Below are 18,909 nucleotides of genomic sequence, written 5' to 3'. Positions count from 1 at the left end.
CTTCTTTCTATCTGTTATCGGGAAGGATTGGAGTCCTCCGGCGGGATGCCGGCAGCCAGCCGCTGGGTCAGGCCGTGCTCCAGCAGATACCGGGATACCGCCGGCGGGACCAGGTGGGACCAGGGCTTTCCCTCCGCGATCAGCCGGCGGACCTCCGTTCCGCTGGTGAGGCGCTGGCTGTCGTCCCGCACCCAGAGGACCCGGGTGGGAAAGCCCAGATCGGTCAGGACCTGGCGCTTGTGGTATCCCCACTGGTCATAGATGGTCACATAGCACACGGCCTCCCGGGGGATGAACTCGGGGATGCGCTCCGGGTGCTCGATGGGGAAGGGGACAATATCAAAGCGCTCCCGGGGAAGTCCGGCCTCGGTGAGTGCATCCCGGAGCATGGCTAGGCGCTCATAGTAGGTGAAGGGATTGGCCGAGGTGTTCATGCGGCCCAGATCCCGGAGCTCCTCCGGGGCGTGCTCCCAGGGGTCAAAGTGGGTCACGCCCACCAGAAGATGTTCGCAGCGCTGTGCCCCTGCCAGCAAGTATTCCATATGCCCCAGGTGTAGTCCCTGAAAACGGCCCATGACCACGCCCAATGTATCTCTCTGTTCCATATCCATCCGCCTGTCCAGCTCCTGTCTCTGATTTGCCGCCCGTGCAGCAGACACTATCTTAGTCGAAACCGGGCAAAAAGGGAAGAAGGGAGGAGACTTTATCGAAAAATAAAATAGCAATGGAAGAAATAGGGGGAAAAACGGGTTGACACCGCGCCCTAAAAGACATATAATGACTTTATCTCCCGAGGGGAGACGCGCCGCCGTGGGCGGGCGTGAGGAAAAGGTGAGGAAAATGCCGCGGGTCATCCCGCGGCATTTGACGTTTTTCGGGAAATAGGATAGAATACATTCCAACAGATGGACCGGGCCTGGACGAATGCCCGGAGGACCACAAGGAGGACATCGGTGTGTGGCGCAGTATCTTTGATCCCCAAAACGGTTTTTTTCAGACCATTGACCTGATTTTCAATCTGGCGGCCCTGAGCCTGCTCTGGGTGGCGCTGTGTATTCCGGTGGTCACGGCGGGCCCGGCCACCACAGCCCTTTACTATACGCTGGTCAAGTGCATCCGGAAGGGGGAGCCCTATCCCTTCCGGAACTTTCTGGAGTGCCTGAAGAGCAATTTCAAGGTGAGCTTTCTGACCGGGCTGGTGTGCCTGGTGGCGGGACAGCTGGTGCTGGGAGGACTGTACGTGGTCTACCAGATGGCCCTGGCGGGCAACCGTGCGGCCATGTCCCTGCTGCTGGTCTATGCACTGGTGACGCTGGTACTGCTGGGGGTGCTGGGCTATGTATTCCCGGTGATCTCCCGATTCAGCCAGGGGGTTTGGGGGGCTCTGGGCCTGGCTCTCCGGCTGGCGCTGGGGCATCTTCCCTCGACCCTGGGACTGGGGATAGTGCTGCTGGCGGCAGGACTGGTGTCGGTGCGGTATCTGGTGCCGCTGATGATCCTGCCCGCCCTGGCTGGACTGCTGGCCTCTCTGCTGCTGGAGCGGATCTTCCGCCCCTATACCATTCCAGAGGAGGGGCTGCCGGAAGATCCGGCGGAGCGGCCCTGGTATCTGCGCTGACTCGTTGTGCACATAGGAAAACGTCCGGCTCTCCACAGGGAGAGCCGGACGTTTTTTGCTTTGCTATGCTGTGACCGGATTAAAACTCGGGCAGGGAAGCGGCAGCCACAGACTGACCCACGCGGCGGGCCTTCTCGTCGGGCAGGGTGGGATTGATCTTGGAGGCGATGTCGGCATACTCCTCAGCCAGCACACGCTTGGCCTCGGCCAGCACGATGTCGCCGCCCTTGCCGGACATCACGCGGCCCAGCAGCAGGATGTGCTTGAAGCCGTAGAAGTGATAGTACAGGCGCAGGGCATGGCCCAGATACACGCCGATGGAGCGGTAGATAGCAGCGGCACGGTCGTCGTCCTTCTCCATGAGGCCCTGCACCACCTTGAGCTTCTCAGCGGGGGAGAGGGACTCGTCCAGCTCAATGCCGGCAGCGGGGGCCAGCTTGATGACGGAATCCTGGGAGAAGTACTTCACGCCGCAGCCGATGTCGCCGGACCACTCGTCCACCATGGCGGTGGGGGCGGCGTCCACGGGGACGAAAGCCAGCTCGTTGAGCCAGCCGGTGATGTTGCCCTTGTCATCCACGAAGCCAACAGCCTCGCTGGTGCCCATGGCGATACCCAGGACGTTGTTCTCCTCCAGGCTCATGGCACCGGCCAGGGCGGACACGTCGCCGTCGTTGGCCACCACGATGGGCACATCGCCAAACTCCTTGGCGGCGCGGATGTAGATGTCCTTGACCTTGGCGTCAAAGTCTTCCTTGCCCACCTTCAGGAACAGGGAGGCCACCATGGTGCGGTTGTCGATGTAGATACCGGCGGAGGACACGCCGATGGCGTCCACGCGGGGCATATGGGCAGCGGCGGACTTCATGGCGTCCACGATGCCCTGGTAGTGATAGTCGGGGTCGGAGTTGGTCTTGGGGAACCACACCACCTCTTCGGAGAAGACGGGCTCACCGTCGATGACAGCGGAGACCTTGCGGTCGCTTCCGCCGGCGTCAAAGCCGATGCGGCAGCCGTTCATATGGCGGCCGATGGCCTCGGACTTGCTCACCTCAGCGGGAACGGCGTCGCAGTAGACCACTTCGAAGGGATGCTCATAGACGCCAGCCATAAAGTCCTCGTCAAAGGCGCGGGTGCCTTCCTTGGAGTAGGCCTTGTGAATGGCCTCATAGATGGCCTTGTCGCCCGCGATATAGACCTTGAAGCCGCCCTTGAGCCACAGCAGGGTCTTGATGATGCGGTCCACATAGTAGAGGTCGGCCTCAGCCATCTCGGGAGTACCGTGAATGAAGGTCTTGTAGACAGCGACCTGACCGGCAGAGCGCTCCACCGCGATGTCCAGGGGCTTGGAAGCGCCCTTCAGAAAGGACTCATAGAAGGGGAAGAGCGGAATGTAGTTGGGGTCCAGCTCAGGGAGATTACGAACGGAAACGTCAATGCCGAGGTGTTTCATCGGTATCCTCCTCCTTGAATGTATCATTTGGGGGTATTTTTTGTACCGCCCATCAAATTTATCCACTTATAGGCTATCAGTTTTTTTCAATCTGTCAAGGGATTTCCGAGAAAAATCGAAAAAACTTTCAAAGAAGCTATTGACTGAAAGTTACTTTCAACGGTATGATATAGGCGATAAGGAAAGGGAAGCCTGTTTCAAGCCCCCGTCCATTATGCAATTTGTATCAAAAGGAAGGCGGAACGAAGTTATGGATACTGCTATGAGAGAGCGCCTTGAGGCCCATCAGAAGTGGATCAAGGAGGAGCTGGACATCTGCGTCAACTTCTGGCTGAAAAACGGTATGGACCACGTCAACGGCGGCGTATACACCTGCCTGGACCGCAAGGGCGAGATCTATTCCACCGATAAGAGCGTCTGGATGCAGGGCCGCTGCGCCTGGATGTTCGCCTACCTGTGCCACCAGTACGGGGTGAAGGAGGAGTGGCTCCAGGCCAGCAAGAGCTGCCTGGACTTTATGGAGGCCCACTGCATCAACCGGGAGGCCGGCAACCGGATGTACTTCACCGTTACCGCGGAGGGCAAGCCCCTGCGCCAGCGCCGCTACTGCTTCTCCGAGGGCTTCTACGCCATCGCCAACGCCGAGTACTACGGCGTCACCGGCGACGCCGCCTGCCTGGAGCGCGCCCGTGCTGCCTATGAGCTGATCTACCAGCTCAACAACGGCCTCATCCAGGATCCCACCGGCATGGGTCCCAAGACCATCCCCACCACCCGCACCGGCCGCGCTCTGGCCGATCCCATGATCTACCTGAACATCACCTCCGTGCTTCGCCGGGTGGACACCGATCCGGAGCGGCAGAAGCTCTACGCCGCCCGGGCCCAGGAGTGTGTGGAGACCATCTTCCAGTACCACTACAAGCCTGAGCTCAAGTGCACCCTGGAGTCCGTGGCGCCCGACGGAACCCCCCGTCTGGATGTCACCGAGGGCCGCGTGGTCAACCCCGGCCACGACATCGAGTGCTCCTGGTTCCTGATGGAGGCGGCCAACTACGCCCACGACGCCGAGACCCACGCCACCGCCGTCAAGATCTTTGACCAGGCCTTTGAGGCTGGCTGGGACAAGGAGTACGGCGGACTGCTCTACTTCATCGACTGCCTGGGCAAGCCCACCGAGGCCTACGAGCACGATATGAAGCTCTGGTGGCCCCACGACGAGATCCTGATCGCGTCCATGATGATCTTCCGGGATACCGGGGACGTGTCCTACCTGGAGAAGTTCGAGCAGACCCTGGACTACTGCAAGAAGCACTTCTCCGACCGGGAGTATGGCGAGTGGTACGGCTATCTGCGCCGTGACGGCCTGCCCACCATGCCCTCCACCAAGGGTTCCACCTTCAAGGGCCCCTTCCATCTGCCCCGTATGCTCTCCATGGTGGACAACATGCTGGGACAGATTCTGGCCCGGGACTGATTCTGCCCGCGGCAAGCGCAGGGAGGTGAGGACCCATGCCGCAGGTCAATGTGTTCGCCCGGCTGGATAATGAGTATTATCAGCTGACCGGTGCGGAAAAAAAGGTGGCCGACTATGTGGTCAGCCACGAAAAACAGACCCAGTATATGTCCATCTCAGAGCTGGCCGAGGAGTGCGGCGTGGCCGAGGCCACCATTTCCCGCTTCTGCCGCCGGATGGGGTATAAGGGGTACAGCGCCTTCAAACTGGCTGTGGCCAACTCTACGGTGATTCCGGAGCGGGTCTCCCCCATCCAGGAGATGGATCTGGAGGAGGGGGAGATCAGTCCCTGCCAGCGGCTTTACAACGCGGATGTGGCCGCCATCGCCCAGACACGCAAGCTCATTCGCCCGGAGGAGATCGCCCGGGCGGTGGACCTGATGATGGGGGCGGGGAAGGTCCTGTGCATGGGACAGGGCGGCTCCATGATCATGGCCCAGGAGGCGGCCCATCTCTTCTCCACGGTGCGGCCCAATTTCTACCCCATCTGCGACGCCCACATGCAGGCCATCTGGACGGCCCAGCTGGCGCCGGGAGATGTGGTGCTCTACTTCTCCTACTCCGGCGCCACCCGGGATCTGGTGGAGGTGCTGGCCCAGGCAAAGGGGAGAGGGGCCAGGTGCATCCTCATCAGCCGCTTTCCCAAGTCGCCCGGATCGCAGTATGCCGATCTGGTGCTCCAGTGCGGTTCCAAGGAGGGCCCCCTCCAGTTGGGAACGGTGGCGGCGCGGATGGCTCAGCTCTATCTGCTGGACGTGCTCTTCCATGAGATGTACCAGCGGGACCCCAAGGGCGCGGAGGAGAGTCGGGAGCGCATCGCCGACGCTCTTTCGGAGAAACACCTCTGATCGAAACAGGAAGAAGTTTTGAAAAAAATTTCAGTTTGAATTGAAAAGAAAAATATTTTCAGTTAACTATTGACAAAAAGGGTTTGTGATTGTACAATCTACACAACGGGTATCTCTGGCGCTCGAGAGAAATTATTCAAATCATGAGGAGGAGATCAGCAATGAATCTGAAAAAAGCAGTTGCTCTTGCACTGGCAACCGGCATGACCCTGAGCCTGGCCGCCTGTGGCGGCGGGGACGCTAAGACCAGCGGGACGCCCGCTCCCGCGGCCAGCGGCTCCGGTGCCGCTACCGGCACCGAGATCACCATGTGGACCTACCCCATCGGCAAGTGGGGCGGCACCGAGGCCAAGGTGGACGAGATCATCGCCGCCTTCAACGCCGAGTATCCTGACATCAAGGTGAACGTGGAGTTCCTGGACTACACCAACGGCGACACCCAGGTCACCTCCGCGATCACCGCCGGCAATACCCCCGACATCATCATGGAGGGTCCTGAGCGCCTGGTCTCCAACTGGGGCGCCGCCGGTAAGATGGTGGATCTGAGCGATCTGTGGACCGAGGAGGCTACCGCCGACATCGCCGCTGTGAGCGAGTCCGTGGTCAACGCCTGTAAGAGCAACGACGGTACTTACTATGAGTACCCCCTGTGCATGACCACCCACTGCATGGCCATCAACAAGGAGGTCTTTGAGGCCGCTGACGCCATGCAGTACATCAACGACGAGACCCGCACCTGGAACAGCACCGAGGACTTCCTCAAGGCCATCGCTGCTGTGAAGGCCTCTGGTCAGGTGGCCACCCCCGGTATCATCTACTGCGGCGGCCAGGGCGGCGACCAGGGTACCCGCGCGCTGGTGAACAACCTGTACGGCGGCACCTACACCAATGCCGACCACACCGAGTACACCGCCAACTCCGCTGAGAACGTCAAGGCCCTCCAGACTCTGTCTGAGCAGGTCAAGGCCGGCAACCTAACTGCCGACGCCAGCTTCCAGGCTGCCGACGAGCTGCAGGCCTTTGCCAACGGCACCGCTGCTATGACCTTCTGCTGGAACGCCTCCAACCAGGCTCAGTATGCCTCTCAGGTCTCCTTCACTCCCTACGCGGTGGCCTTCCCCACCGATCAGGAGACTCCCGCTCTGTGCGGCGGCATCTGGGGCTTCGGTATCTTCGACAACGGCGATGAGGCCAAGATCGAGGCTGCCAAGACCTTCATCAAGTTCGTCTGTGACGACGCCGAGCAGGGTCCCGAGAGCGTCCGCCTCTCCGGCTTCTTCCCCGTGCGTGCCTCTCAGGGCGACGTCTATGCCGGCACTGAGGACGAGGCCCGTATGGCTGAGTTCCAGGTCATGATGCCTTACCTGGGCGACTACTACAACGTCATCGGCGGTTGGACCGAGCAGCGCACCAACTGGTTCAACATGCTGCAGCAGATCTTCGTCAGCGGCGAGGACGTGCAGACTGCGGCCGACAACTTCGTGGAGGCCAGCAACGCCGCCATCAAGTAAGACCTCTTTACACGCAATCATGCGCCCGCTCCCTATTTGAGAGGGGGCGGGCGCATTCGCTTTGACCCGCGGAGAGCGGGGGAGAGGAAGCGTATTTTACGACAAAGGGGAACGATACGTTATGGAGCAAAAATCCGTGCCGGCTGCGGCAAAAAAGCCCAAAAAGGAACGGCGCTCTGAGTTCTCCGGCATGAGCAAGGCTCTGGTACGCCGGGAAACGATTTCCGCCTACCTCTTTCTGCTGCCCAGCCTGATTTTCTTTGTGGGGTTCGTTGTGATCCCCATGATCATCTGTGTGGTATACAGCTTTCTGGACTACGGCCTGGCGGGCTTTGAAGGGTTCGCCGGTCTGAACAACTACATCGAGATGTTCCAGGATAAGGTCTTTATCCGGGCCTTCTGGAATACGGTACTCATCGTGGTCGTAGCCGTGCCTACGGTCACCGCGTTTTCGCTGTGGGTGAGCTCCGCCATCTGCCCCATGAAGGCGGTCACCCGTTCTTTCTTCCGCTGCGTGTTCTATCTGCCCGTGGTCACTGGTACCGTGGCGGTCACCGTGGTGTGGAAGTGGATGTTCAACCCCTACACCGGTCTGCTCAATCAGATCCTGGGGACCACCGGTTTCAACTGGCTGGGCAATCCCAAGACCGCGATCTGGTGTATCATCATGATCCTGTTTACCACCTCCATCGGCCAGCCCATCGTGCTCTACGTGGCGGCCCTGGGCAACGTGGACCAGTCCCTCATCGAGGCGGCCCAGGTGGACGGCGCCACCAAGCTCCAGGTGTTCTGGAAGATCAAGTGGCCCCAGATCATGCCCACCACCCTGTACATCCTGGTCATCACCACCATCAACAGCTTCCAGTGCTTCGCGCTCATCCAGCTGCTGACTTCGGGCGGACCCAACCACGCCACCGATACCATCATGTACTATATCTTTGATATGGCGTATAAGTATCAGCGCTTCGGCTATGCCAACGCCATGGGTGTCGTTCTGGCCCTGATCATCGCGGTGTTCTCCGCCGTGCAGTTCAAGGTCACGAAGACCGACAACGGTTAAGGGGGTGAAGAGATGAACAACAGTCTTGCCATGAAACAGTCCAAGGGATATCGGGCATTCGCCTTTGTCATCCTCTTCCTCCTGGCTGTCTTCTTCATTTTCCCGCTGTACTGGATCATCACCGGTTCCTTCAAGACCGCTGCGGCCATCAATGCCCAGCAGCCCCAGTGGTTCCCGCTGGAGCCCACCCTGATGAACTACACCAAGCTCTTCAGCCAGCCGGCCTTCCAGTGGCTGGCCAACACGGTGATCATGGCCGTGGGCGCCATGGTGCTGACCTGCCTGACTGCCGCTCTGGCCGGCTATGCCCTGGCTAAGAAGCGCTTCTATGGGCGCAAGATCCTCTTCAGCCTGCTGGTGTGCGCCATGGCTCTGCCTAAGCAGGTCATCGTCATCCCCCTGCTGCAGGAGATGAACTTCCTGCACCTGCATGACACCCTCTCGGCCGTCATCCTGCCCACCGTAGGCTGGCCCTTCGGTGTGTTCCTGATGAAGCAGTTCTCCGAGACCATCCCCACCGAGATGCTGGAGGCTGCCCGGGTGGACGGCGCCGGCGAGCTGCGTACCTTCTTCAGCGTGGTATTCCCCATGATCAAGCCCGGCGTGGGTGCGCTGGCCATCTTTACCTTCGTCAACTCCTGGAACGACTACTTCCTGCAGTTGATCATGCTCAACAGCCGCACCCAGTGGACCATCTCCCTCGGTATCGCCAGACTCCAGGGCGAGATGGCCAGCGACTTCGGCCTCATCATGGCCGGTGCTGCTCTGGCGGCTATCCCCATCGTGGCAATCTTCATCGCGTTCCAGAAATACTTCACACAGGGTATTGCCATGGGCGCGGTAAAGGGTTAAGATTACTGTGTTTGGAGTCCCTTTCAGACGATGTCTGATCCGGTTATCCGCAACGTGCTGGAACTGACAGGAGGGCCCGCCCTGCAAAGCGGGGCGGGCCCTGTTTCCTGCCGGCTCACATAATTTATTGGAGTGAATCAAAATGAGCGATCTGAACAAGTACCAGGGTGTTATCCCCGCTTTCTACGCCTGCTATGACGACGAGGGCAATATCTCTCCCGAGCGTGTGCGCGGCCTGACCCGCCACCTGATCAGCAAGGGCGTCAACGGCCTGTATGTGGGCGGCTCCTCCGGTGAGTGCATCTACCAGAGCGTGGCCGAGCGCAAGGTGGTGCTGGAGAACGTCATGGCTGAGGCCAAGGGCAAGGTCGTGGTCATCGCCCACGTGGCCTGCAACAACACCGCCGACAGCCAGGAGCTGGCTGCCCATGCCGAGAGCCTGGGCGTGGACGCGATCGCCTCCATCCCGCCCATCTACTTCCACCTGCCTGAGTACGGCATCGCCCAGTACTGGAACGATATCTCCGCCGCTGCCCCCAACACCGACTTCATCATCTACAACATCCCCCAGCTGGCCGGTGTGGCTCTGACCCCCTCCCTCCTGAAGGAGATGAAGAAGAATCCCCGCGTGATCGGCGTGAAGAACTCCTCCATGCCCACCCAGGACATCCAGATGTGGCGTGACGAGGGCGTTATCGTCTTCAATGGTCCCGATGAGCAGTTCATCTCCGGCCTGGCCATGGGCGCCTGCGCCGGCATCGGCGGCACCTATGCTGTCATGCCCGAGCTCTTCCTGAAGGTGCGCGAGCACTTCCAGAAGGGCGAGATGGAGCCCGCCCGTGAGATCCAGAACGAGATCTGCCGCATCATCTATCAGATGTGCTCCGCCCACGGCAACCTCTACGCCACCATGAAGGCCATCCTGGCCAAGAAGGGCGTGGAGTGCGGCTCCGTCCGCAAGCCTCTGCCCGCTCTGGTGGAGAGCGATCTGGCCATTGTGGACGCCTGCGCGGCCCGGATCGACGCGGCCATTGCCAAATACTGCTGATGGGATGCCTGAGGGCACAACAGGAAGGAAGAGATTATCATGAGAATTTATCTGGCAGAAGATTATAAGTCCATGAGCCGTCGGGCCGCCAACATCATCTCGGCCCAGGTCATCACCAAGCCCGACAGCGTGCTGGGCCTGGCCACCGGCGGGACCCCCGTGGGCGCCTACCAGCAGCTGGTGGAGTGGTACAAGAAGGGCGACCTGAGCTTTGCGGAAGTCAAGTCGGTCAACCTGGACGAGTACTACGGCCTCTCTCCCCGTCATGAGCAGAGCTACCGTTACTTCATGCAGAGCAACCTCTTTGACCATATCGACATCAAGTACGAGAACACCCACGTGCTCAACGGCCTGGCCAAGAGCCCCACGGTGGAGTGCGCCGAGTACAATAAGCTCATCCGGGATCTGGGCGGCATCGACCTGCAGCTGCTGGGCATGGGCCACAACGGCCACATCGCCTTCAACGAGCCCGGCGACGACTTCGGTCTGGAGACCCATCTGGTCAATCTGACCGAGAGCACCATCGAGGCCAACAAGCGCTTCTTTGAGAGCAAGGACGATGTGCCCCGTCAGGCGCTGAGCATGGGCATCAAGAACATCATGCAGGCCCGCCGGATCCTGATCGTGGTCAGCGGTGCGGCCAAGGCCGACATCGTGTACAAGGCCTTCTGCGGCCCGGTCACCAAGGAAGTGCCCGCCTCCATCCTCCAGCTCCACCCCGATGTGACCCTGGTGGGCGATAAGGAAGCGCTGAGCAAACTGGTAGAGGCAGGTGTTCCCGTATGCGGCTGACCGGAGCAAAGGTATTTGACGTCCAGAACGGCTTTGTTTCCCGGGATGTGTGCATTGAGGGAGAACTGCTGGCCGACCACAGCTCCGACGGGAAGAGCGCCGACCTGTCCGGGTACTATCTGATCCCCGGTCTCACCGACGTGCATTTCCACGGCGCCAAGGGCCATGATTTCAGCGATGCGGATCCCGAGGGCCTCCAGGTCATGGCCGACTATGAGCTCTCCCGGGGTGTCACTCAGATCTGCCCCGCCGGCATGACCCTGCTGGAGGAGCAGCTCATCAAGGTCTGCAAGAACGCGGCCCAGCATCGGAAGAACAGCAAGAGCGGCGCTCTGCTGTGCGGCGTCAACCTGGAGGGGCCCTTCCTCTCCCGGGCCAAGAAGGGCGCCCAGAACGGCGATTGGCTCCATGAGCCCGATGTGGCCATGCTCCGCCGCCTGGAGGAGGCCTCCGAGGGTCTGGTGAAGCTGGTCTCGGTCGCCCCGGAGGAGCCCGGCGCGCTGGAGTTCATTAAGGAAGTCGCCGACGAGGTGACGGTCTCCATCGCCCACACCACCGCCGACTATGATACCGCCATGGCGGCCTATGCCGCCGGTGCCCGGCAGGCCACCCATCTCTTCAACGCTATGCCGCCCTTTACCCACCGGGCACCCGGCGTGGTGGGCGCGGCTTTCGACACCCCCGAGTGTATGGCTGAGCTGATCTGCGACGGCGTCCACATCCACGCCAGCGTGGTGCGGGCCGTGTTCCAGCTCTTTGGTGCCAAGCGGGTCATCCTCATCAGCGACACCATGCGGGCCGCCGGTATGCCCGATGGGGACTACACCCTGGGCGGTCAGCCGGTCCAGGTCAAGGGCAAGTACGCCACGCTGGAGGACGGCACCCTGGCCGGCTCGGTCACCGACCTGATGAACTGCATGAAGACCGCCGTCTCCTTCGGGATCCCCCTGGAGGATGCGGTCCGGGCCGCCGCGGTGAACCCCGCCAAGGCCATCGGCATCTATAGCCGCGTGGGCAGCATTGAGAACGGCAAGCTGGCCAACCTGGCCGTGCTGGATGAAAATCTGGAGCTCAAGGCCGTCTTCCTCAAGGGCGAATTGGTCCACGGGACTGTATAAAAGCACAAAAACACCCTTGCAAAAGGCTTGATTCTCTGGCATAATAGAGACAGCGGCGCGGCTGCGCCACCATTCCAGCCACCCTCTCCTACTCCATTTCCATAGGGGAGGGTGAGCGGTAAAAAAGGAGGAAATCCGCCGGACCGGCGGTGCGGCAGTGTGGAGACCTGCCGTAACGTCCCTGGAGTTTTGCTCTCCATGGACGAGGGAGTGCTTGCGGAGGCATCGCTCCTACGGTCCTCAACCTATGGCAACTGTCAGCCTGAAGAATGTCAAGAAGATCTACGACAACAAGGTCACCGCGGTGCACGACTTCAACCTGGAGATTGCGGACAAGGAGTTTATCGTCCTGGTCGGCCCCTCCGGCTGCGGTAAGTCCACCACCCTGCGGATGATCGCCGGCCTGGAGGATATCTCCGAGGGCGATCTCCTCATCGGCGACAAGCGCATGAACGATGTGGAGCCCAAGGACCGCGATATCGCCATGGTCTTCCAGAGCTACGCCCTGTATCCGCACATGACCGTGTATGAGAACATGGCCTTCTCCCTGAAGCTGCGCAAGCTGCCCAAGGCTGAGATCGACAAGCGGGTGAAAGAGGCGGCCGAGATCCTGGATATCACCCAGTACCTCCAGCGCAAGCCCAAGGCCCTCTCCGGCGGCCAGCGCCAGCGCGTGGCCATCGGCCGCGCCATCGTGCGTGAGCCCCAGGTCTTCCTGATGGACGAGCCGCTGTCCAACCTGGACGCCAAGCTCCGCAACCAGATGCGTGCCGAGATCATCAAGCTCCGTCAGCGCATCAACACCACCTTTATCTACGTGACCCATGACCAGACCGAGGCTATGACTCTGGGCGACCGTATCGTCATCATGAAGGACGGCTTCATCCAGCAGATCGGCACGCCTCAGGAGGTCTTTGATCATCCCGCCAACATCTTTGTGGCCGGCTTCATCGGCATGCCTCAGATGAACTTCTTCGACGCCAAGCTGGAGAAGAACGGCGACCAGTATGTGGTCCGCTGCCAGGGCGCTGTGATCACCCCCGGTGAGAAGATCCAGGCCGGTCTGAAGGCCCGGAACGTGGCTCCCATGGACATCACGCTGGGCGTGCGTCCCGAGCACATCTCCTTCGTGTCCGAGCCCTCCGAGACCAGCGTCAAGGGCGTGGTGGACGTGTCCGAGATGATGGGCTCCGAGGTGCACCTGCACGTCAATGCCAGCGGCAAGGACGTGGTGCTGCGTGTTCCCACCACCGACCTGCCCGAGGAGCATCGCGGCGGTATCAACTATGGTACCCAGGTCCACTTCACCTTCCGCAATGACCTGCTGCACCTCTTCAACCCCGAGACCGAGGCCAACCTGCTGGCTCTGGAGTAATAGAGGCGGGCGGACTGCGCATCTTTCAAAAGTGACTGTGTGTTGAGAAATGAGAACCCTGGCCCATTGGGCCAGGGTTCTTTTTGCGTCATGGCTCAATCCAGAAAAACCGTCTCAGCCGCCACACGGGTACAGCCCGCCGGGGCATAGCGCCAGTAGGCCATGCGTCCCTCTGTGATGAAATAGGGGAGGGGGGCAGGTGGCTCCGGAGGCAGATGGTCGATGACGAGAAGCTTGATCTTCATACGGTCGGGGGCAATGGACTTGAGAAAGACCGACACCCGCTCCCCCTCCGTGAGGTCGGTCCGCGCCTCGGCCAGCCCGGAGAGGTTGGGGGTGAGCTCGATAAAGGCCCCGTACTCCTTGATTCCCCGCACGATACCTGGCACCGTCATGCCCGGGTGAAAGGGGCGTACATTCTCCGCCCAGGTGCCCAGCAGCTCCTTGTGGGTGAGGTAGATGCGCTCCCGCTGGGGATCTATGTCCAGCACCACCGCATAGATAGACTGTCCGATGGTAAAGCGCTGTCCCGGATGGGAGATCCGGGAGACTGAGATATTTTCGATGCCGATCATGGAGGTGACCCCGCAGCCCAGGTCCACGAAGGCCCCGAAGGGCTCCAGGTGGGTCACCACTGCGGGAAGTACCATGCCCGGCCGGGCCTGGGTGAGCAGCAGGTCCAGGGCCATGCGCTGGGCTCTGCGCCGGGAGAGGATGGGCCGCCCGCCCGCCTCCGGTATGGAATCCACCAGGAAGGACACCGGCCGCCCGACCCGGGAGAGGATGGCGATGTCCCGGGTGGTCCCCTCCGCGATGCCCAGGGCGGCCTCGGTCCGGGGGATGGTGGCCAGGCGGCCGTTTCCCAGGGAGACCGTCAGGTTGTGTTCGGCGTCACAGAGCAGTGCGGTCCCTTCCAGTACGGTCTTTGTTTCCATGGCACGGCGCAGTCCCTCCGGCGAGGAACAGGCGGCACGGTTCTCTGGCGTGTGCAGGCGATGGCCCTCAGGCAGGAAAAAGCGTGTCAAAACGACCAGATCCTTTCAATATCCAATAGGGGTCTATAGAGCACTATATGCGCCCCGCAACCCGGAATTGACAGAAAAGAACGGGGAATTTATAATAATACCTACGGCTGTGTGGCCGGGAGGCCACGAGAATGGGGCTTGCGTCCGACCGCCTCATGGGATATAATAATGCAGCGAAGTAAAGTAATAAATGGAGAGGATGAACTGCCATGGATGTACGGGTGGGCGATGTGCTGGAGCTGAAGAAGCAGCACCCCTGTGGAAGCCGGGAATGGCTCGTCCTGCGGGTTGGCATGGATTTCAAGCTGCGCTGCGCCGGCTGCGGACATGAACTGATGCTCCCCCGCAGCAAGGCGGAGAAGAATATCAAAAAAATCAAGCGGAATGAGGGGCCGGAGACATGAAAGAATTTTGGAGCAGCCGCATTCGGGACATGGTCCCCTACACGCCGGGGGAGCAGCCCAAGGACCGGACGTTCATCAAGCTCAACACGAATGAAAATCCCTATCCGCCCGCGCCGTGGGCGCTGGAGGCGGCAAAACAGGCCGTGGGGGAGGGGCTGCGCCTGTACCCCGATCCGGAGGCCGGGCAGCTGCGCGCCGCACTGGCGGCCTATCACGGGGTGAAGGCGGAGCAGATTTTTGTGGGCAACGGCTCGGATGAGGTGCTGGCCTTCTGCTTCCAGGGGCTCTTCGATCCGGCGAGGGCCATTTGCTTTCCGGATATCTCGTACAGCTTTTACCCGGTCTACGCCGGACTCTTTGGAATCCCTTACCGGGAGATCCCTCTGCGGGAGGACTTCAACATCCCGGTAGAGGAATTTCTGGGGAACAACGGCGGCGTGATCCTGCCCAATCCCAACGCCCCCACCGGCATTGCTCTGCCTCTGGCGGAGGTGGAGCGGCTGGCCGCAGGCAATCCCACCGCCGCGGTGGTGGTGGACGAGGCCTACGTGGACTTCGGGACAGAGTCGGCCCTCTCCCTGCTGGACCGGTATCCCAATCTGCTGGTGGTGCGCACCATGTCCAAATCCCGCTCTCTGGCAGGGATGCGGGTGGGATATGCGGTGGGCAGCCCCAATCTCATCGCGGCCCTCAACTGTGTGAAAAACTCCTTTAACTCCTATACCCTGGACCGGATCGCCCTGGCGGCGGCCCAGGGCTCGGTGGAGGACGAGGCGTATTTCCAGGAAAACCGCCGCCGCATCATGGACACCCGGGAAAAGACGGCCGCCGCTCTGGAGGAGCTGGGCTTCCGGGTCTGTCCCTCCCAGGCCAACTTCCTCTTTGTCTCCCATCCGGAGCGGGGAGGGAAGGAGCTGCTGGACACCCTGCGGGCACAGGGCATCCTGGTCCGCTGGTGGGGCAAGCCCCGCATTGAGGACTATCTGCGGATTACCATCGGCACCGAAGAGGAGATGGAGCAGCTGATCCAGGTCCTGCGTCAGACACTCGGCCGTGACAAAGCACAGAAATAAGGAGGAAATCCCTTGCGTTACGAAGGAAATATCTACCGTCCCCCCGGAGAGTGGCGGAGCTATCTGCTCCAGGTCACTGTGGGGTGCTCCCATAATAAGTGTACCTTTTGCAGCATGTACAAGGACAAGCAGTTCCACATCCGCCCCATGGCCGATATCTTTGAGGACATCGAGATGGCCCGGGCCTACTATAATCGGATGGGCCGGCCGGTCAAGCGGGTCTTTCTGTGCGACGGCGACGCCGTCATTATGCGGACCGAGCAGCTGCTGGCCATCCTGAAAAAGCTCTATGATACCTTCCCGGAGCTGGAGCGGGTCACCGCCTACGCCGGTCCCCGCTCGGCCCTGACCAAGACCCCGGAAGAGCTGCGTGCCCTGCGGGAGGCCGGACTGTACCGGGTCTATCTGGGGGTGGAGACCGGCTCGGATGAGCTGCTTCACACCATCAAGAAGGGTGTGGGCGCGCAGGAGATGCTGGAGGCCGGCATCCGCCTGCGGGAGGCGGGCCTGGACCTGTGGGTCATGGTTCTGCTGGGACTGGCCGGTCCCGGGGAGCCCTCCCGCCGGCACATCCTGGCCACGGCGGAGATGATGAACCAGATGAAGCCCCGCCATCTCTCGGCTCTCACCTATATGCCTGAGCCGGGCACCGAGATGGGGGAGCAGGTGGAGCGGGGAGAGTTCCAGCTCATCACCGGGCCCCAGGCCCTGGAAGAGACCCGTCTCCTGCTGGAGCACCTGGACGTGGACCCGCTGCACTTTACCTGCGACCACGCTTCCAACTATCTGCCCCTCAAGGGTGGTCTGCCCGAGGACCGGCAGGCCATGCTCTCGGCCATCGATCTGGCCCTGGAGGACCAGGAGCTGCTGCGCAGCGAATACGGCCGCGGACTGTAATCGCTTGAAAAACGCTTCCGGACTTTTGTCCGGAAGCGTTTTTGTCATAGCGGAACCTGGGGATCCGAGGGTGGGGTTTCTCCTGTTACGGAGGAGGCCAGGGAGAGGGCGTCGTGTCCATATTTTCGGCGAACCTGATCCACTGCCCGCTCCAGCCGCTCCAGCCGGTCTCGGCGGGGGAGGGAGTCGGCGGAGAAAAAGTCCAGCTGTTCGGCGGCCTCGTCCTCCGGGATCAGGTGCTGGGCCGTGACCGTGAGGGCCCGCACCGGGGCCTCCGCCCGCCAGACACCCCGGAGCAGGGCAAAGGAGGCGTCCAGCAGCTCCCGGGTGACAAAGGTGGGGGCGTTCAGCCGGCTCTGGCGGCAGATGTCCCGGAAGGAGGGGTCCCGGATCGTGATCTGGACGGTGGTACACTTGAGACCCACCTCCCGCAGCCGTCCGGCCACGCTGTCGCACAGGAGGGCCAGTCCGGAGCGGAGCTCCTCCCAGCCCACCAGATTGTGGGGGAAGGTGATGCCGTTGCCCACTGACTTGGGGGGCGGCATATCCCGCAGCGGGACCACGGGACTGTGCTCCCGGCCGCTGGCATAGGCGTGAAGGGTCACGCCCTGACGGCCCAGGACTCGCACCAGAGCCTCCCGGTCAAATTGGGCCAGATCCCCGATGGTGTGTACGCCGTACTGCTCCAGGGTCCGGGCGGCGGCCCGGCCCACAAAGATGAGATCGGTGACCGGGAGGGGCCAGAGCAGCGTGCGGAAATTTTCGGGGGAGATGACGGTGGTGGCGTCCGGTTTCCGGTAGTCGCTCCCCATTTTGGCAAAGATCTTGTTGAAGGAGACCCCTGCCGAGAGGGTGAGCCCGGTCTCCCGGCGGACCACGGAGCGGATCTCATCGGCCACCGCCTTTCCGTCGCCGCCAAAGAGGTGGAGGGAGCCCGTCATGTCCAGCCAGCTCTCGTCAATGCTGAAGGGTTCCACCAGATCGGTATAGCGCTCATAGATGGCGTTGACGGCCCGGGAAAAGTGCCGGTATTTTTCCCGGTGGGCGGGGAGGAGGATGAGCTGGGGACATTTGCGCCTGGCCTGCCAGATGGTCTCGGCGGTCCGGACCTGGAAGCGCTTGGCGGGCTCATTTTTGGCCAGGATGATTCCGTGGCGGCTCTCCGGATCGCCGCAGACGGCCACCGGTTTTTCCCGGAGCTCCGGGTGGTCCAGAAGCTCCACCGAGGCGTAGAAGCTATTGAGATCACAGTGCAGAATGACCCGGTCCATGGCGCTCCCCCCTTGTTGTTCTGGATTCTATTATAAGAGATTCCGTGTCCTATGTCAAACGAATGTTCTATAACAAAAAAAGAGACGCCGGTCCCTTTTTAGGGGGACCGGCGTCTGGATCTTAGAACTGGTTGTAGTGGGCCCGCTCCTCAAAGGACTTGCGGGGCTTGGGCTCACCCCCCTCGGCGGGAACGCCCAGGGGGAGAATGGTACGCACCGTTTTTCCCTCGGGAACGTGGAGGAGGGAAGCGATGGCCGCACAGGCGGCGGGGGCCTTGGTCATGCCGTCCATCCAGACGGTGGCATAGCCCAGGGCGGTGGCGGCCAGGAGCATATTCTCCACGGAGGCGGCATAATCCTCCACCTCGAAGGCCATACCGCAGGGGGCCACCACGTGCTCACTCAGCACCACCAGGATGACGGGAGCCGTCTGGGTGGCGGGGGTGGAGAGGACCTCGGAGATGCGCTTGCGCAGGTCGGGATCGGTGACCACCACGAAGGACGTGGTCTGGCAATTCTGACCGGAGGGGGCCTGAATACCGGCCTCTACGATCTTGCGGACATCGGCGTCTGGCACGGGCTGGTCCAAAAAGGGCGTCCGGTGGCTGTAACGCTTGGCAACAGTTTCAAAGAATTCCATACAATCACCTCATGACAGAAGCGGCAGTGCCGCATTTAGATACATCCATTTTATACCTTTTTTCTGCAAAATGCAAATAAAAATCTCGGAGGGCCCGGTAAAACCGGACCCTCCGTCTGCTCAGCTATTGAGATACTGCTTCACCAGCTCCTGAAGAAGCTCGTCCCGATCCAGCTTGCGGATCAGCGCACGGGCATTGTTATAGTTGGTGATATAAGTGGGATCTTCCGAGAGGATGTAACCCACGATCTGATTGATGGGGTTATACCCTTTTTCCTGCAGAGAATTATAGACAGAGGTCAGAATGTCCTTGATCTCCTGATCCTTCTCATAATTGAGACTGAATCTGCGTGTATAATCCGTATGCATGACAATCACACCTCCTTATGCTTCTGTCCCCTATTTTAACTG

General features: G+C 61.0%; 19 protein-coding genes. 13 read left to right on the top strand and 6 right to left on the bottom strand.

The window, feature by feature from the left end:
* Positions 1 to 14: 14 nt before the first annotated feature.
* A complete protein-coding gene (locus tag H8S34_RS00590; RefSeq protein WP_207724859.1) occupies positions 15 to 605 on the bottom strand; it encodes an adenylyltransferase/cytidyltransferase family protein in 591 nt (196 codons plus the stop codon).
* 350 nt (positions 606 to 955) lie between these two features.
* Between H8S34_RS00590 and H8S34_RS00585 the strand changes: the two genes are divergently transcribed.
* Positions 956 to 1,618: a DUF624 domain-containing protein gene (locus H8S34_RS00585; protein WP_186962768.1), complete on the top strand. Its 663-nt coding sequence runs from the start codon at positions 956 to 958 to the stop codon at positions 1,616 to 1,618.
* Between the two features lie 79 nt (positions 1,619 to 1,697).
* Here H8S34_RS00585 and H8S34_RS00580 read toward each other — a convergent pair whose 3' ends face one another.
* Positions 1,698 to 3,071, bottom strand: coding sequence for an ROK family protein (locus H8S34_RS00580; protein ID WP_186962767.1), 1,374 nt, complete (start codon positions 3,069 to 3,071; stop codon positions 1,698 to 1,700).
* Positions 3,072 to 3,333: 262 nt separating this feature from the next.
* Here H8S34_RS00580 and H8S34_RS00575 point away from each other — a divergent pair, with 262 nt between their 5' ends.
* The 9 genes from H8S34_RS00575 (at position 3,334) to H8S34_RS00535 (ending at position 13,188) form a co-directional block, all read left to right on the top strand.
* Complete coding sequence (locus tag H8S34_RS00575; protein WP_243207863.1) at positions 3,334 to 4,545, top strand: AGE family epimerase/isomerase; 1,212 nt, start codon at positions 3,334 to 3,336, stop codon at positions 4,543 to 4,545.
* A 35-nt stretch (positions 4,546 to 4,580) separates the two neighbouring features.
* A complete protein-coding gene (locus H8S34_RS00570) occupies positions 4,581 to 5,432 on the top strand; it encodes a MurR/RpiR family transcriptional regulator (protein WP_101693435.1) in 852 nt (283 codons plus the stop codon).
* A gap of 161 nt (positions 5,433 to 5,593) precedes the next feature.
* The gene (locus tag H8S34_RS00565; RefSeq protein ID WP_186962766.1) at positions 5,594 to 6,943 is read left to right on the top strand and encodes an ABC transporter substrate-binding protein; all 1,350 of its coding nucleotides are present in this window, start codon (positions 5,594 to 5,596) and stop codon (positions 6,941 to 6,943) included.
* 121 nt (positions 6,944 to 7,064) lie between these two features.
* A complete protein-coding gene (locus H8S34_RS00560) occupies positions 7,065 to 8,003 on the top strand; it encodes a carbohydrate ABC transporter permease (RefSeq protein ID WP_101693433.1) in 939 nt (312 codons plus the stop codon).
* Positions 8,004 to 8,015: 12 nt separating this feature from the next.
* Positions 8,016 to 8,855 carry a carbohydrate ABC transporter permease gene (locus tag H8S34_RS00555; protein ID WP_101693432.1) on the top strand — a complete coding sequence of 280 codons (840 nt, stop codon included), beginning with the start codon at positions 8,016 to 8,018 and terminating at the stop codon, positions 8,853 to 8,855.
* Positions 8,856 to 8,997: 142 nt separating this feature from the next.
* Positions 8,998 to 9,903, top strand: coding sequence for a dihydrodipicolinate synthase family protein (locus tag H8S34_RS00550; RefSeq protein WP_101693431.1), 906 nt, complete (start codon positions 8,998 to 9,000; stop codon positions 9,901 to 9,903).
* A 39-nt stretch (positions 9,904 to 9,942) separates the two neighbouring features.
* Positions 9,943 to 10,695, top strand: coding sequence for a glucosamine-6-phosphate deaminase (gene nagB, locus H8S34_RS00545; protein WP_101693430.1), 753 nt, complete (start codon positions 9,943 to 9,945; stop codon positions 10,693 to 10,695).
* On the top strand, positions 10,686 to 11,813 hold the full coding sequence (gene nagA / locus H8S34_RS00540) for an N-acetylglucosamine-6-phosphate deacetylase (RefSeq protein ID WP_101693429.1): 1,128 nt from the start codon (positions 10,686 to 10,688) through the stop codon (positions 11,811 to 11,813). The genes nagB and nagA overlap by 10 nt, the downstream gene beginning before the upstream one ends.
* Positions 11,814 to 12,060: 247 nt before the next feature.
* Positions 12,061 to 13,188 carry an ABC transporter ATP-binding protein gene (locus tag H8S34_RS00535; protein WP_101693428.1) on the top strand — a complete coding sequence of 376 codons (1,128 nt, stop codon included), beginning with the start codon at positions 12,061 to 12,063 and terminating at the stop codon, positions 13,186 to 13,188.
* A gap of 95 nt (positions 13,189 to 13,283) precedes the next feature.
* Here the strand turns inward: H8S34_RS00535 and H8S34_RS00530 are convergent, their stop codons facing one another.
* Positions 13,284 to 14,213 (bottom strand): S1 RNA-binding domain-containing protein, encoded by a 930-nt coding sequence (locus H8S34_RS00530; RefSeq protein ID WP_243207862.1) that lies wholly within the window; start codon positions 14,211 to 14,213, stop codon positions 13,284 to 13,286.
* A gap of 209 nt (positions 14,214 to 14,422) precedes the next feature.
* On the opposite strand from H8S34_RS00530, the gene H8S34_RS00525 reads away from it, so the two are divergent.
* Genes H8S34_RS00525 through H8S34_RS00515 form a run of 3 tightly spaced genes read left to right on the top strand, consistent with a single transcriptional unit; the run spans position 14,423 to position 16,587 of the window.
* Positions 14,423 to 14,617: a DUF951 domain-containing protein gene (locus H8S34_RS00525; RefSeq protein WP_101693426.1), complete on the top strand. Its 195-nt coding sequence runs from the start codon at positions 14,423 to 14,425 to the stop codon at positions 14,615 to 14,617.
* On the top strand, positions 14,614 to 15,690 hold the full coding sequence (gene hisC, locus H8S34_RS00520) for a histidinol-phosphate transaminase (protein ID WP_101693425.1): 1,077 nt from the start codon (positions 14,614 to 14,616) through the stop codon (positions 15,688 to 15,690). The genes H8S34_RS00525 and hisC overlap by 4 nt, the downstream gene beginning before the upstream one ends.
* Before the next feature lie 12 nt (positions 15,691 to 15,702).
* A complete protein-coding gene (locus tag H8S34_RS00515) occupies positions 15,703 to 16,587 on the top strand; it encodes a radical SAM protein (RefSeq protein WP_101693424.1) in 885 nt (294 codons plus the stop codon).
* A gap of 44 nt (positions 16,588 to 16,631) precedes the next feature.
* Here the strand turns inward: H8S34_RS00515 and dinB are convergent, their stop codons facing one another.
* The 3 genes from dinB to H8S34_RS00500 form a co-directional block, all read right to left on the bottom strand.
* Positions 16,632 to 17,858: a DNA polymerase IV gene (gene dinB, locus H8S34_RS00510; RefSeq protein WP_101693423.1), complete on the bottom strand. Its 1,227-nt coding sequence runs from the start codon at positions 17,856 to 17,858 to the stop codon at positions 16,632 to 16,634.
* Positions 17,859 to 17,979: 121 nt separating this feature from the next.
* The gene (locus tag H8S34_RS00505; RefSeq protein WP_186962765.1) at positions 17,980 to 18,498 is read right to left on the bottom strand and encodes a nitroreductase family protein; all 519 of its coding nucleotides are present in this window, start codon (positions 18,496 to 18,498) and stop codon (positions 17,980 to 17,982) included.
* Between the two features lie 120 nt (positions 18,499 to 18,618).
* Positions 18,619 to 18,867, bottom strand: a complete 249-nt coding sequence (locus H8S34_RS00500; protein WP_101693421.1) for an IreB family regulatory phosphoprotein — start codon at positions 18,865 to 18,867, stop codon at positions 18,619 to 18,621.
* Positions 18,868 to 18,909 lie beyond the last annotated feature (42 nt).

The organism is Pseudoflavonifractor hominis (assembly GCF_014288125.1).
Taxonomy (GTDB): Bacteria; Bacillota; Clostridia; order Oscillospirales; family Oscillospiraceae; genus Pseudoflavonifractor_A; species Pseudoflavonifractor_A gallinarum.
This window is presented reverse-complemented; position numbering and strand designations above follow the sequence as displayed.